Source organism: Streptomyces yongxingensis, assembly GCF_055597465.1.
This window is the reverse complement of the sequence record NZ_CM145717.1, coordinates 9,048,943-9,063,350: the sequence shown is the minus strand read 5'-3', so window position 1 is coordinate 9,063,350 and position 14,408 is coordinate 9,048,943. Positions and strand designations below refer to the sequence as shown.

General features: G+C 72.5%; 10 protein-coding genes and 1 pseudogene. 5 read left to right on the top strand and 6 right to left on the bottom strand.

Going from position 1 to position 14,408, the window contains the following annotated elements:
- Nucleotides 1-213: 213 nt before the first annotated feature.
- From ACZ6TD_RS38885 to ACZ6TD_RS38875, 3 genes are all read left to right on the top strand, one after another.
- Nucleotides 214-3,189, top strand: coding sequence for an alpha-L-fucosidase (locus tag ACZ6TD_RS38885; protein WP_471345675.1), 2,976 nt, complete (start codon nt 214-216; stop codon nt 3,187-3,189).
- A gap of 30 nt (nt 3,190-3,219) precedes the next feature.
- The gene (locus ACZ6TD_RS38880; protein WP_471345673.1) at nt 3,220-4,665 is read left to right on the top strand and encodes a glycoside hydrolase family 28 protein; all 1,446 of its coding nucleotides are present in this window, start codon (nt 3,220-3,222) and stop codon (nt 4,663-4,665) included.
- Nucleotides 4,666-4,821: 156 nt separating this feature from the next.
- Nucleotides 4,822-6,453, top strand: a complete 1,632-nt coding sequence (locus tag ACZ6TD_RS38875) for an alpha/beta hydrolase (protein WP_471345671.1) — start codon at nt 4,822-4,824, stop codon at nt 6,451-6,453.
- A gap of 155 nt (nt 6,454-6,608) precedes the next feature.
- Here ACZ6TD_RS38875 and ACZ6TD_RS38870 read toward each other — a convergent pair.
- Nucleotides 6,609-6,908, bottom strand: a pseudogene (locus ACZ6TD_RS38870) (EamA family transporter); the annotation flags it as partial.
- Between the two features lie 517 nt (nt 6,909-7,425).
- Here ACZ6TD_RS38870 and ACZ6TD_RS38865 point away from each other — a divergent pair.
- The gene (locus tag ACZ6TD_RS38865) at nt 7,426-8,367 is read left to right on the top strand and encodes a LysR family transcriptional regulator (protein WP_471345669.1); all 942 of its coding nucleotides are present in this window, start codon (nt 7,426-7,428) and stop codon (nt 8,365-8,367) included.
- A 151-nt stretch (nt 8,368-8,518) separates the two neighbouring features.
- Nucleotides 8,519-9,931: an alpha/beta hydrolase gene (locus ACZ6TD_RS38860; RefSeq protein ID WP_471345667.1), complete on the top strand. Its 1,413-nt coding sequence runs from the start codon at nt 8,519-8,521 to the stop codon at nt 9,929-9,931.
- A gap of 30 nt (nt 9,932-9,961) precedes the next feature.
- On the opposite strand, the gene ACZ6TD_RS38855 is transcribed toward ACZ6TD_RS38860, so the two are convergent.
- From ACZ6TD_RS38855 to ACZ6TD_RS38835, 5 genes are all read right to left on the bottom strand, one after another.
- On the bottom strand, nt 9,962-10,801 hold the full coding sequence (locus ACZ6TD_RS38855; protein WP_471345665.1) for a putative hydro-lyase: 840 nt from the start codon (nt 10,799-10,801) through the stop codon (nt 9,962-9,964).
- Nucleotides 10,798-12,132, bottom strand: a complete 1,335-nt coding sequence (locus ACZ6TD_RS38850; RefSeq protein WP_471345663.1) for an MFS transporter — start codon at nt 12,130-12,132, stop codon at nt 10,798-10,800. Before ACZ6TD_RS38850 ends, ACZ6TD_RS38855 begins: the two co-directional genes overlap by 4 nt.
- Before the next feature lie 198 nt (nt 12,133-12,330).
- Complete coding sequence (locus ACZ6TD_RS38845; protein ID WP_256649454.1) at nt 12,331-12,783, bottom strand: VOC family protein; 453 nt, start codon at nt 12,781-12,783, stop codon at nt 12,331-12,333.
- A gap of 42 nt (nt 12,784-12,825) precedes the next feature.
- A complete protein-coding gene (locus ACZ6TD_RS38840; protein ID WP_471345661.1) occupies nt 12,826-13,764 on the bottom strand; it encodes a 5-oxoprolinase subunit C family protein in 939 nt (312 codons plus the stop codon).
- On the bottom strand, nt 13,761-14,399 hold the full coding sequence (locus ACZ6TD_RS38835; RefSeq protein ID WP_471345659.1) for a 5-oxoprolinase subunit B family protein: 639 nt from the start codon (nt 14,397-14,399) through the stop codon (nt 13,761-13,763). The genes ACZ6TD_RS38840 and ACZ6TD_RS38835 overlap by 4 nt, the downstream gene beginning before the upstream one ends.
- Nucleotides 14,400-14,408 lie beyond the last annotated feature (9 nt).

The window sequence follows — 14,408 nt, the reverse complement described above, 5'->3', positions numbered from 1 at the left end:
CCACCCTCGGACGTGGGTCACGACGTGGCACTCGGGACCTCTCACCGAGGTGATCCCCGAAGCGCTCCTCCTCGATCATCACCGCGGCGACGACGGGCGTCAACGGAACCCCACAGCGCAACACCCCAACCTCGCACACATATTGACACGGCGGTCGGGTGAGCCGGACAGTGCTCCGTGAACGCTCACGGGAACGTTCACGGAGGACAGGACATGCCCACGCCGAGGATCCCGCTCCGCCCCCTTCACATCCCTGCAACGCGTGCCGCACGCGCCGCCCGCGCCACCCGCTCCCGGTGGCGCGCGCTGTGCGCGGCGGTCGTACTCGCCCTGGCCATCGGCCTCCTGGCCACCCCGGCCCAGGCCGAGGTCCAGCACCCCCGGCAGGCGTGGCTGCGCCAGTCCACCGCCGGGCTCTTCCTGCACTGGGGCATGTTCACCCACCCCCAGCACCGCGACTGCGCCACATGGGAGCGCGATGTCACCGAGGGCGGCTGGAGCGCCGACACTTGGGTGGACGAGGCGCGCAAGCTCGGCGCCTCGTACATCGTGCTCGCGACCTTCCACAGCAGGCTGGGCTACGCCCGCCCCTGGCCCTCGAAGATCCCCGGAAGCTGTGCCACCGAGCGCGATCTGCTGGGCGAGCTCGTGGCCGCGGCCAAGGCCAAGGGCGTGCACATCATCCTCTACATGACCGACGACCCGCAGTGGCACAACGAGTCGGGCACCGAGACGCTGGATTCGGCCGCCTACTCGAAGTACAAGGGCCAACAGGTGGACCTGACCACGCGCCGCGGTTTCGGCATGTACAGCTACGACCTGTTCCTCGAGGTCATGGACAAGTACCCAGATCTGTCGGGGTTCTGGATCGACAACGACAACGAGTACTGGGAGGAGAACGGTCTCTACGAGAAGATCCGCGAGCGCCGGCCGGACTGGCTGCTGAGCAACAACAACGAAGACACGCCGATCATGGACACGGTCAGCAATGAGCAGAAGACCGGCATGACCCCGGCGTACGACTACCCCGCCGCCGTGACCGTTCCCATGCCCCGGCTGACCGAGGCCGACTACAAGCTGCCGACCACCGGCGACTGGTGGTACGACGGCGGCGACCACGAGGTCGACGCCCGGCTCAGCACCGGCCGTTACATCACCAACGCGGGCTCCTCCATCAAGTCACTCATGGCCGAGACACCCATGGTGAACGGCAAACTCCCGCCGCAGCAGGAGGAGTTCAACGACTTCATGGGCAAGTGGGTCGAGCCCATCCGGGAGTCGGTGTACGGCGTCGAGGGCGGCGGCTACATGTACGGCGGTATGCGGCCCGGCTTCTGGAACGACGGCGCCCACGGCGTGGTCACCGTGGGCCGGGGCGAGAACGGCGACCGCACCCAGTATGTGCACGTGGTCACCCGCCCCCGCACCGACATGGTGCGGCTGGGCGACAACGGCTACACCGTGCGCCGGGTCACCGATCTCCGCACCGGCGAGGCGATGCGCTTCAGCCAGTCCGGTGGCCAGCTGTCGATCCTCGGCATCGAGGACTGGGATCCGTACGACACCGTCTTCAAGGTCGAGACCGACGGCCGACGGCCCTTCTACCCGCAGTCGGGTGTCGGCGCCACCGCCACGTCCGCGCGCACCGGGCACCCGGCGGCCGACCTCGCCGACGGCGACTACGAGACCTACTGGGACAGCGACGGCGAGCTGCCCGTCTCCGTCACCCTCGACCTCGGCGCGCGCAAGCACGCCACGGCGCTGGCGGTGAACCAGCGCGAGTGGTCCCCGACGCACGCCCGGTCGTCCTTCGGCCGCCCCGAGGACTCCGCGCGCATCAAGGACTACCGCGTCTACGCCAGCGGCGACGGCAAGCGCTGGACCCAGGTGCGCTCGGGCACACTGCCCAGTGCGCGCGGGGTGCGCACCATCGACATCGGCGACCGGACCGCCCGCTATCTGAAGCTGGAGGTGCGCAGCCTGTGGGGCGGTCCGCAGGCGCCCGAGTTCTACGACCAGCTGCGCATCGACGAGATCCAGGTGGCGTACGGCCGCTCGAAGACCACCCGCACCGCGCTGCCGCTGGAGGCCGAGGCACGGCAGAACCGGCTGTCGGGCGCGGCCCACTCCGTGGCGTGCGGCGCCTGCTCGGGCGGCCGGCGCGTGGACGGCCTCGGCGGCGGGCCGCGCGACTCCGTGACGTACCGCGACGTGCGCGCACCCGAACAGGGCGATTACCGGCTCCAGTTGGACCACACCTCCGCTTCCGCCTCCTCCCTGTCGGTGAGTGTCAACGGCGCGGCACCGATCGAGGTGCCCGTGGCCGCGGACAGCCCCGAGGTGCCGGAGAGCACGGCGGTGTCCGTGCCGCTCAAGGCCGGTGCCAATACGGTGAAGGTGTTCAGCACCGCCCGCCGTGGCCCCGGCCTGGACCGGATCGCGGTGGCCCCGCTGCCCCCGGCCTCGTACACCCCCAAGACCACGCTCACCGTCCGGCCCCACGGTCTGCAGTGGGTCGGCCCCGGTCAGAGGTCCCTCACCGTCACGGCGACGCTCCGGCTGGACGACGACGAGCAGCTCGACGACGTCAGCCTCGCCCCCCGGCTGCCGGCCGGCTGGACCGCGGACGGCGGACCGGTCACGGCCCGGTCGCTGCGGCTCGGCCAGACGGTGCGGGGCACCTGGACCGTCACCTCCCCGCCCGGTCAGGACGCCGGGTCGGCCGACATCCCCGTCACGGCGGACTACGCGCTGCTCGGCCGGCCGAAGTCGGTCTCGGACCAGGTCCGGGTCCGGCCACTGCCCGACGGCCGGATATGGGCCCGTGAGGCGGAGGACTCGGCCAACCGGTTCGGCAGCACCGGCATCACCGGCTGCGGACCCTGCTCCGGGGCCGAGAAGGTGCGCAACATCGGCGGCAGCGAGCAGGCGGCCATGGTGTTCCCCGATGTGGTCGTCCCCGACGGCGGGGAGCACACGCTGCACCTCGACTACACGGTCAACGGCACCCGCTCGTTCCAGGTGAGCGTCAACGGCGGCCCGGCGGCCAAGGTGACGGTGACCGACACCGGGAACACCACGCCGCGTACGACCTCCCTCCCCGTCACCCTGAAGCCCGGCGCCAACACCATCAGGATCTCCAACGACACCGAGTCCGCGCCCGACCTGGACCGGATCTCCGTCAGCTAGGGCCCTAGAGCGTTGTCAAGGAGGCAGGCCATGCACCCGAGACCTTCCCGCCGCGCGGCGCTGCGCACCGGCGGTCTGCTGGCGGCGGGCGCGGCGCTTCCGCCCCTGTCCGCGGAGCAGGCGTACGCGGCCACCGCGCACACCGGCGCGGCCGCCGCCTACACCGGGGCGTGGCGCGCGGTGCCGGGGATCCTGGCCCGGATCAGGCCGCCCGCCTTCCCCCGGCGTATCTTCAGGGTCACCGACTACGGCGCGGTCGGCGACGGGCGGACGATGAACACCGCGGCATTCCGGGCCGCCATCGCCGCCTGCCACCGCGCGGGCGGTGGCCATGTCGTCGTCCCCGAGGGCCGCTTCCTCACCGGCGCGATCCATCTGCGCAGCCGGGTGGACCTGCACGTCACCGCGGGCGCCACCCTCGCCTTCAGCCCCGATCCGCGCGACTTCCTGCCGGTGGTGCTCACCCGCTGGGAGGGCACCGAGGCTTACAACTACTCGCCCTTCGTCTACGCGTACGGCGAGCGGGACGTGGCGGTCACCGGCCGCGGCACGCTCGACGGGCAGGCGCGGCTCGGGCCGTGGGAGAGCTGGTACCGCGACAGCGGACCGCAGGGGGCCGACCAGAAGCTGCTGCGCGAGATGGGCTCCACGGGGGTGCCGGTGGCGCGGCGCGTCTTCGGCGACGGCCACCACCTGCGCCCGAAGATGGTGCAGTTCTACCGCTGCCGCAATGTCCTGGTCAGCGGCCTGACCATCGTCGACCCGCCGATGTGGACCGTCCATCCGGTGCTGTCGAGCAACGTCACCGTGCGCGATGTCACCGTGGACAGCACGCTCTACAACACCGACGGGTGCGACCCGGAGTGCTGCTCCGATGTGCTCATCACCGGCTGCCGGTTCAACACCAACGACGACTGCGTGGCCGTCAAGTCCGGCCGGGACGAGGACGGCCACCGGGTCGGTGTGCCGAGCAGGAACATCGTCGTGCGCGACTGCCGGTTCTCCGGCCGCTGGGGCGGGATGACGGTCGGCAGCGAGATGTCCGGCGGGGTGCGTGACATCTTCGCCGAGGACTGCGAGATCAACCCACCGGACTTCCCCGGCCGCTACCCCGTCAAGTACGCGCTGTACGTCAAGGCGAACAAGAAGCGCGGTGGCTCCATCGACGGTGTGCACATCCGGAACTTCACCGGGCAGGGCGTGGAGCGTGACATCGCCTTCGTGACCCTGGACTACAACGGTGGCGAGGACGGGACACTGCCGGTGTCCGTGCGGAACATCCACCTGGACCGGATGGAGATCGACGGCGCCCGGACCGTGCTGCGGCTGGTCGGTCTGGAGACCGACCACCTGCGCGGGGTGCACCTCTCCCGCTCCGCGTTCACCGGCATCCGCGACCCCGACAGCGTCGCCCACACCGACGACCTGACCTTCCGGCGGGTGTTCGTCAACGGCCAGGAGGTACCCCGACCCTGACCGAGCGCGAGCGGACCGTACAACCAGGGGACCACACACGGCCGTCGCATCCCTCCCAAGAGGGAGGGGAGTTGGGGACGCACGGCCGATGTTCCCCGGCGCACACCACCTGAATGATCGTTCCTGTCCCGATACGCGACCGGAAGGAATGATTTCGTGCGTAGACGAGGTCTCGCGCCGCTGTTGGCCGTCGGTGTCACGGCGACGCTGGCTCCCGCGCTCGCCACCTCGACGGCCGGCGCCGCCCAGGCCGGCACCGCCCAGGCCGCCGCCCCGACGTCCGCCACCGCGAGCGCCCTGGACCCGTACGTCAAGCAGAAGCCGAAGTGGCAGCGGTGCGAGGCCGATCAGCCGGCGGAGTACCAGTGCGCGACGATCAAGGTGCCGCTCGACTACCGGGCCCCCGGCGGCAAGCGGATCGACATGGCCATATCCCGGATCAAGACCACCGCACCGGACAAGCGGCACGGCGTCCTGCTCGCCAACCCCGGTGGCCCCGGCGTGCCGGGGCTCGACATGCCGCTGCAGATGAAGAACGCGCTGCCCGGGTCCGCGCGGCAGAGTTACGACCTCATCGGCTTCGACCCGCGCGGGGTGGGCCGGTCCACGCCCGTCACCTGCGCTCTGGAGCCGGAGGAGGAGAACTGGCTGCGGCCGTACAAGGAGGCGACGTTCGACAAGGACGTCGCCTGGGCGCGGGATGTCGCGCGCAAGTGCCGTGAGAAGTCGGGCGCCACGCTCAAGCACATCACCACGCGCAACACGGCGCGGGACATGGATCTGCTCCGGGCGATCCTCGGCGAGAAGAAGCTCTCGTACTTCGGCACCTCCTACGGCACCTACCTCGGCGCCGTCTACACCCAGCTGTTCCCGGGCCGGGCCGACCGGGTCGTGCTGGACAGCGCCGTCGATCCGGCGCGCGCCTGGCGGAAGATGATCCAGTGGTGGGCGGAGGGTGCCGAGCCCGCGTTCGACCGGTGGACCGAATGGGCCGCGGCGCGTTCCGGGACGTACGGGCTCGGCGACACCCCGAAGAAGGTCGACCGGACGTTCTGGGACCTGGTCCAGCGGGCGAACGAGAAGCCCATCGAGGTGGACGGGGAGAAGTACACCGGCGATGACGTCCGGAGCATGATGCGCAGGGCGGTCTTCAGCGTGCGGGAGGGCACCGACCTGGTCGTGGAGCTGAAGAAGGCCGCGGCCGGCAAGCCCGCCTCCGCGAAGAAGCTCCCGGACCCGGCCGGAACCCCACGCCTGGCCGCCGGCTCCGAGGTACCGCGCGACAACATGACCGCGAGCTTCTGGGCCGTGGTGTGCAACGACAACTCGGCCGCCTGGTCCCGCGACCCCGAGAGCTACCGGCGGGACGCCATCGAGGACAAGGGCCGCTACCCGCTCTACGGCGACTTCGCGTCCAGCATCAAGCCCTGCGCGTTCTGGGACGGGTCCGTCGAGCGGGCCACCGTCGTGAACAACAAGGTCGGCTCGCTGGTCGTGCAGAACGAGTGGGACTCCCAGACCCCGCTGCCGAGCGGTCAGGCCCTGCACGCCGATCTGAAGGGCTCGAGGATGCTGACGGTCCTCGGCGGCGAGGGCCACGGCGTCTACCCGAGCGGCAACGCGTGCACGGACGGCACGGTGACGGACTACCTGACCACCGGCAAGCTGCCGACGAAGGACGTGACCTGCGAGGCGACGGGCGACTCGAACGGCGACTCCCGGGAGGACCGGAAGCCGGAGGTCCGTCCCGGGGCCCCGCTTCCGCAGCGCTCCCCGGACCGCTTCTGACGGCCGCCACCTGACGCACCGGGGACGGGGCGGGACCTCCGGCGGGTTCCGCCCCGCCCACGGCAGGTTCCGCCCCGTCCGCGCCGGATCACCGTCCCGGCGCTCGCCGCGCCCACACACGCCAGGGCCACCCACTGCACCCCGCTCAGCCGCTCGCCCAGGACCAGCACCCCCGCGAGGCCGGCGCTCGCGGGCTCCAGGCTGGTCAGGACGCCTACGGTCCGCGTCGGCAGCCGCCGCAGCGCCGCCAGTTCCAGCGAGTACGGGAGCACCGCCGAAGCCACCGCCACCACGGCTCCGGCCACCAGCGCCCGGGGGGCGAGCAACTCCGTACCCCGGCTCACCACGCCCAGTGGCACCGTCAGCACGGCCGCCCACGTCACCGCCAGGGCCAGTGGACCGCCTCCGGCACCGCGCGATCCCGCCTTCTTGCTCAGCAGCAGGTAGAGGGCCATGGACGCCCCCGCGGCCAGGGCCGGCAGCACCCCGGAGAGTGGGAAGCGGACGCCGTGCGGGGCGTGGAAGAGCCACACCCCGCACCCGGCCAGGACGGCCCAGCCCACGTCGTGGAGGCGGCGCGAGGTGAGCAGCGCGAGGCTGATCGGACCGAGCAGTTGCAGGGCGCTGGCCAGGCCCAGCGGCAGCAGGAGCAGGGCGGGATAGATCAGGTTCATCCCGGCGATGGCCGTCCCGAAGCCGAGCACCAGGAACGTGTCCGTGCGGCTGCGCGGCAGCGAGGGCCGGTACACGAGCAGCAGGAACACCGCGGCCAGGCCGAGGCGCAGGGCCACGGCTCCCGGCGCGCCGACCGCACCGGACAGCTGCTTGCCGATGGCCTGCCCGAACTGGATGCTCAGCACGCTTCCGAGCATCAGGGCGGGGGCGGGGAGCTTGGTCATGTCTCCAGGCTCGATGCCGCGATCATGCACGTCCAGCGACGCTTTCGGCACATGACTGTTTAGCTTTGCCTGCATGATTGACCGTCGACTGGACGTCCTGCGGGCGCTCGCCGAGCACGGCACGGTGACCGCGACCGCCGCCGCGTTGCATCTGACCCCCTCGGCCGTCTCCCAGCAGCTGCGCCTGCTGGCCCGCGATCTGGAGGTGGAACTGCTGCGGCCGGAAGGGCGGCGCGTACGCCTGACACCCGCCGCCCACATCGTGCTCCGGCACGCCGACGCGTTGCGGACGCGGTGGGAAGCCGCCCAGGCGGAGCTCGCCCAGCAGCACACGGCCACCCGCGGCACGCTGCGGCTGTGCGGGGTGTCCTCCGCGCTGGCCGCGCTCGCCGCCCCGGCCGTCTCCCGGATGCGGGAGACCCACCCGCTGGTGGAGCCGCTGATCGTCGAGGAGGAGAGCGCCGAGTGCTACCGGCTGCTGCTCACCGACGAGGCGGACGTCGCGCTGGTACTGCCCGGCCCGGACGCGCCGCCCGTCACCGACGCCCGCTTCGAGCAGACCCCCCTGCTGACCGACCGTCAGGACCTGCTGGTCGCCGAGGGGCACCGGCTCGCCCGGCCCGAGGGAGTCGAACTCGCGGAGGCCGCCGAGCAGTCGTGGATCGTGAAGAAGCGGAACAACGACACCTACCCGCTGGTGACGGCGGCGTGTGCGGCGGCCGGGTTCACCCCACGCGTCGTCCACCAGGCCAAGGAGTGGTACGCGGTCTCGGCGCTCGTCGCCGAGGGGCTCGGCGTCTGCCTCGTGCCGAGGATCGTGCCGCTCCCCCGGCACGCGGTCACGCGGGTTCCCCTGCGAGGCGAACCGGTGCCCGTACGGCGGTTCCTGACCGCCGTACGGCGCGGCAGCGCCGCACACCCGCTGGTATCGGCCGGACTGGACGCGCTGCGCGAGGCGGCGACGGCCCATACGGCCGGGCGAAGGGGCGTGCACCGGAAGCGCCGTGCACGTTAAGAACAGAACTCCCTGCTCAATGGTGTCGGCGGAACAAGTGTCCCTACCATCGCAACGCCTGGCGCGAGGGAGCGCCACTGAGGTCAGGAGCGTTGCTGTGCACAGCTCGAGTCGGAACGTACCGTCCTCCCTGCTGCGAAGCCTGACGCGTGTGCGGCGCACCGTGGCATCGGCCGTCGGCATCGCGGGCATCGTCGCGGCGACGCTGGGCAATGCCGGTCCGGTCCAGGCGGCCCAGCCGCGCCCCGCGCCGGTCGCGTGCCCGGCGAGCGTGGGCGACAGGGCCACGTGTTACACCGGCCAGGACGGCAACGGGGCGTACTACGCGATCGCCGTTCCGAAGAAGTGGAACGGATCGCTGGTCGTCCACTCCCACGGCGGTCCCGACCTGGGCGAGGGGTCCGATCCGAAGCGGAGCGTCAGCGACCTGGACCGCTGGTCGGTGATGGTGTCCGAGGGCTATGCCTGGGCGGGCTCGTCCTACCGGCGGGGTGGCTACGGAACGCGCATGGCGGCCGCCGACACGGAGAATCTGCGCCGCCTGTTCGTGGCGGACTTCGGCAAGCCCGAGCGGACGTACGTACACGGCCAGTCCTGGGGCGGAAACGTCGCCGCCAAGGTCGTGGAGACGTACGGCGAGAAGAACGGCCCCTACGACGGCGCCCTCCTCACCAGCGGTGTCCTGGGCGGCGGCTCCCGGGGCTACGACTACCGCGTCGATCTGCGCGTGGTCTACCAGTACTACTGCCGCAACCTGCCCCGCCCCGACGAGCCCCAGTACCCGCTGTGGCAGGGGCTGCGGCCCGGGTCGACCCTGACGACGGCCGGGCTGCGCGCCCGCCTCCAGGAGTGCACCGGCTACGCCTCCGCCCCCAAGGAACGCACCGCGTCGCAGCAGCGCAACCTCGACGACATCCTCGCCGTCACCCGCATTCCGGAGCGGACCCTGGAGTCCCATCTGCGCTTCTCGGTGTTCACCTTCCGCGACATCGTGCACAGCCGGCTCGGCGACCGCAATCCCTTCGGCAATCAGGGCGTGTGGTACTCCGGTTCACACGACGACACGGCGCTGAACGCGGGCGTCGAGCGCTTCTCCGCCGCCCCCGACGCCCGGCGTGACCTCTCCTACGACAGCGACCTCACCGGGCGCGTGTCCATCCCGGTGCTGACGATGCACGCCATCGACGACCCCACGGCATTCGTCGAGCACGAGTCGGCGTACCGGGCCACCGTCGATGGCGCGCACCGCGGGAAGAACCTCGTGCAGACCTTCACCGAGGAGAGTGAACACAGCGAGCTGAGCGACGCCGAGTACGCCGATTCCATCGCCGCGCTGGACTCCTGGGTGCGCACCGGAAACAAGCCCACACCGCGGTCCATCGCTGCCTCTTGCGCCACGTTCGACCGCGTCTACGGCACCGGGTGCTTCTACGACCCCGGCTTCCACCCGGGTCCCTATGCCTCTCATGTCCGGCCCCGGCCGGGCGGACTGACCTGGCCGGCCATGACGTCCGCCCAGGAGCGGGCCTGGAGCCGGATCGACGGCGTGGGCATCGCTCCCTGAGACACCCGCCGCCGGACCGCGGAGGGCCGTTCACCTCGGCGCCGGGCCCGCGTCGACGGTGTGGTCGAAGACGAACATGTGGCCCGGGTAGTGGGTGATGGTGTACGGGGCCCGGGTGGCGGGGAGCGCCAGTTGGGGTGTCACCCCGCAGGCCCAGAACACCGGGACGTCGCCGTCCTCGACGACCGGGGAGGGGCCGAAGTCCGGCCGGGCCAGGTCGGCGATGCCGAGCGCGGCCGGGTCGCCGATGTGCACCGGCGCCCCGTGCCCGGCCGGATAGCGGGCGGTGATCTCGACGGCGCGCGCCACCAGCCGGGCCGGTATCGCGCGCATGCTGACCACCAGCGGCCCGGCCAGCCGCCCGGCGGGGCGGGTGGCCACGTCGGTGACGTAGACGGGCGGCGCCGCGGACTCCGGCGCGTACCGGACCGGGACGCCCGCGGCGCGCAGCGGGCCCTCGAAGGTGTGGCTGCAGCCGAGGAGGAAGCCGACCGCGTCCGGGCGCCAGTGGGCGGTGATGTCGGGTGGTTCGGCGGCCAGTTCGCCGTCGTGCCAGACCCGGTAGCGCGGCAGGTCCGTCCGCAGGTCGGCGACGGTCGTGCCGAGCCGCACCACCGGGTCGCCCGGCTCGGTGACGGCGAGGACGGGGCAGGGCGCGGGGTTGCGGGTGCAGTACAGCAGGAAGTCGAAGGCGAGGTCGCTGGGTACGATCACGAGGTTGGCCTGCTGGTACCCGTCCAGCAGACCGGCCGTGGGCCCGGTCCACCGGCCGTCCGCCACCAGGCGCCGCAGCGCCGCCGGGGTGGCGGGCGCGTCCCCGGGAAGGCCATCTCCGGAAGCGGCGGGGCCGGGCCGCACGGCGGCCGTCACGCCAGTTCCCCGTGGCTGGACTCGGCGACGGTGCGCAGCGTCAGCAGGGCGACGACCACGGCCGCCATCAGCAGGAAGCCCGGGGCGAGCAGACTGCCGGTGGCCGAGATCAGCCAGGTGGACAGATAGGGGCTCAGCCCGCCGCCGACGATGGTGCCGATGTTGAAGCTGAACGAGAGCCCGGTGTACCGCACCCGGGTCGGGAACAGCTCGGCGTACGTCGGGTAGGTGACGGACTGGACGACCGGCATCGGCAGGGCCAGCACCACCATGGCCGCGACGGCGAGCGGGAAGCTGCCAAGTCCCATGACCAGCATGGCGGGGACGACCAGGACCGCGTACCCGGCGAACCCGATGGTGATGAGCCGCTTGCGGCCCCACCGGTCGGACAGCGCCCCGCACACCGGCATCAGGACGGCCACGAACAGGCTGATCCCGCCCATGATCCAGAAGGTGGAGTCCTTGGGGTAGCCGAGGTCGGTGGTCAGATAGATGTTCATGAAGATCAGGCCGACCCAGTAGCCGCAGTTGGAGCCGATGGCCAGCAGGGTCACCTTCAGCACCGGGCCGCGGTGGCGGGTGAACACCTCCGTCAGCGGCGCCTTGGCCGTCGCCCGCTCCGACTTCGCCGCGAGGAAGCTCTCGGAGTCCGCGAGCCGGTTGCGGGCGATCAGGGCGACGGCGATCAGGGGCAGCGAGAGCAGGAACGGTATGCGCCACCCCCAGGCGTCGAGCTGGCGCTCGCTCAGCGCGGTCGTGGTGACGCCCGCGACCAGCGCCGCGGCCCCGCCGCCGAGGGCCACCCCGACCGGGGTGAAGGCCCCGAAGAAGCCACGCCGCCCGGCCGGGGCCGACTCGGCGAGATAGGTGGCCGAACCGGTCACCTCACCGCCCGCGAAGAACCCCTGTGCGAGCCGCACCACCAGCAGGGCGACGGGCGCGGCCACGCCGACGGTCTCGGCCGTGGGCAGCAGCCCGACGGCCGCGGTGGCGCCGCCCATCCCGGTCACGGTGAGGATCAGTACGGGTTTGCGGCCCACGCGGTCCCCGAGCCGGCCGAGCACGATGCCGCCCAGCGGCCGCATCAGGAACGCGCTGCCGAACACCGCGAGCGTGGCCAGCAGGGCGGCGGTGGGGTCGTCCCCGGGAAAGAAGTGCGGGCCGATGACCACGGCCAGATAGCTGTAGACGCCGAACTCGTAGTACTCGATGGCGGTGCCGGCGGCCGCCGCCAGCGCCGCCCGGCGCGGGCCGCCGCGCGCCGCGGTGGCCACGGCGGCCGTGTCCCCGGTGTCTCCGGGTGCCGTCGCGGCCGTTGATACGCTCGTCATGGGTTCCTCCGGGTCTGACGTGTCCTTTGGCCGGGATGTGCTGTCAGTGGTGCCGGTACGGCGCCGGGGGCCCGTACGACGGTCATCCGCGGGACCAGTCCTCCTGCCGATGACCGTCGTTCTGCCGGGCCGGGCGCCACTCGCCGGTGGGTCGGTGAAGACCGCCGGGCGGATGAGGACCGCCGGGCGGCCGGCGGATCAGACGGCGAAGAGCTGTCCGAGGTCGGCGAACGCCTTGAACTCCAGCGCGTTGCCCGCCGGGTCGAGGAAGAACATCGTCCACTGCTCACCGGGCTCGCCCTGGAAGCGGACGTACGGCTCGATCACGAACTCCGTGCCCGCCGCGGTGAGCCGCTCGGCCAGCTTCTGGAACTCCGGCACCGGCAGCACCAGGCCGAAGTGCGGCACCGGCACCTGGTGGCCGTCGACCGGGTTGGTCCCGGCGACGCCGTCGCGCGGCGTCCCGGACGGGCCGTCGCCGACCTGGTGGGTGACGACCTGGTGGCCGCCGAAGTTCCAGTCGATCCACTTGGTGTCCGAGCGGCCCTCGGCGAAGCCGAGCACCTTGCCGTAGAACTCGCGGGCGGCCTCGATGTCGTCCACCGGGATGGCCAGGTGGAAGGGGACGAGGGAGTCGGGCTGAGCGGTCATGTGCGTCTCTCCTTGCCGTTCTTCAGGGTGTTGAGGGGCGGGTCAGTGGACGGGGGCGAGCCGGAGCTCGTCCCCGGGGAGGGTCTGGCCGACGAGGTCGATGTCGGCGTCGGTGACCACCCCGATGACGGGGTAGCCGCCGGTGACCGGATGGTCGGCGAGGAAGACGATCGGCTCGCCCGACGGCGGCACCTGGATGGCGCCGCGCACCGTCCCCTCGCTCGGCAGGTCGACCGAGCCGATGGCCAGCGGCGGTCCGGTCAGCCGCGCGCCCACCCGGTCGCACTGGGCGGAGACCCGCCAGGGCGTGGTGGTGAGCCGGTGCCGGTCCGCGGCGTCGAACAGCTCGTGCCGCGGGCCCCAGCGGAACCGGACGGTGACCGGGCCGCCGCACGGGACGACGCTGAACGCCAGCTCCAGCGGGATCGCCGGGACCGGCCGCACCGGGCCAAGGCCGTACTCCGCCCCGGCGCGCACCGGGTCGGGGCCGAGCCCGGTGAGGAAGTCGCGCGAGACCGACCCCAGCACCGGCTCCGCCTCGATCCCGCCGGAGACGGCGAGGTAGGTGCGGCAGCCCGCCCAGGGGCGGCCGATGGCGAGCACCGATCCGGCGCGGAGCCGCAGCCGCGGCGCGCCGTCGACCGGCACCCCGTCGACCGTCAGCGGCGCCGGGGCCCCGGTGACCGCCACATGGCGGGTGGTGGAGAGGGTGATCGCGAGGCCGCCGAGGGTGACCTCCAGGGCCGGGGTGTCCTCCGGGTTCCCGGCCAGCCGGTTGGCGAGCCGGAAGCTGCGCCGGTCCGCCGGACCGGAGGCGGGGACGCCCAGATGGGCCATCCCCGGCCGGCCCAGGTCCTGCACGCTGGCCGCCGGCCCCGCCTGGACGACCGTCAGTACGGCGGGCTCCGGGCCGGTGCCGGGGTCCGGTGGCCGGTGCCGGGTGCGGGCCCGGCGGCCCGGGGCGGCGGAGGTGACCGTCATGGCGTCACCGCCTCGAAGACGACCCGGTCGCCGACCGCGAGCCGGTTCGGCGGTTCGGCTGTCACGTCCCACAGCCGGGTGGTGGTGACGCCGATCTGGTGCCAGCCGCCGGGGGTTCCGCCGGGGTAGACCACCGTCTGGTTCCCGGCGATGGCCACCACCCCGGCGGCCACCCTCGGGCGCGGGCTGGACAGCCGGGGCAGGCGCAGGCTCTCCGGTACGCCGTCCAGATACGCGAAGCCGGGCGCGAAGCCGAAGAAGCCGACCCGGTACTCCCCCGCGCCGTGCCGCCGCGCGACCTCCTCCGGGGCCAGGCCGAGGCGTTCGGCGACCTCGGGCAGGTCCGGTCCGTCGTACCGGACCGGGATCACGATCCGCCTGCCGGGCGGCGGTCCGGTGTGGTGGGCGCCGGGCCCGTCGAGCACGGTGCGCAGCCCGGCGGCGAGCTTCCCCATGCCGGCGGCGGTCTCCGCCACCACCAGTACGGTCGTGGCGGCGGGCACGACCTCCCGCAGCCCCGACGCCCAGGGCTGGGCGCGGATCGAGGTGGCGACCTCGACGGGGTGCCGGTCCGCGCACTCGATCAGCCAGCCCCGGTCGCCGGCTCTCCGCAGAATCGTTTTGCCAGAGGTCATGTCCGCAGG

Coding starts and splice junctions, on each gene's coding strand:
- ACZ6TD_RS38835 (WP_471345659.1), bottom strand. CDS start 14,399: ATGACCTCTGGCAAAACGATTCTGCGGAGAGCCGGCGACCGGGGCTGG.
- ACZ6TD_RS38865 (WP_471345669.1), top strand. CDS start 7,426: ATGATTGACCGTCGACTGGACGTCCTGCGGGCGCTCGCCGAGCACGGC.
- ACZ6TD_RS38840 (WP_471345661.1), bottom strand. CDS start 13,764: ATGACGGTCACCTCCGCCGCCCCGGGCCGCCGGGCCCGCACCCGGCAC.
- ACZ6TD_RS38880 (WP_471345673.1), top strand. CDS start 3,220: ATGCACCCGAGACCTTCCCGCCGCGCGGCGCTGCGCACCGGCGGTCTG.
- ACZ6TD_RS38850 (WP_471345663.1), bottom strand. CDS start 12,132: ATGACGAGCGTATCAACGGCCGCGACGGCACCCGGAGACACCGGGGAC.
- ACZ6TD_RS38845 (WP_256649454.1), bottom strand. CDS start 12,783: ATGACCGCTCAGCCCGACTCCCTCGTCCCCTTCCACCTGGCCATCCCG.
- ACZ6TD_RS38885 (WP_471345675.1), top strand. CDS start 214: ATGCCCACGCCGAGGATCCCGCTCCGCCCCCTTCACATCCCTGCAACG.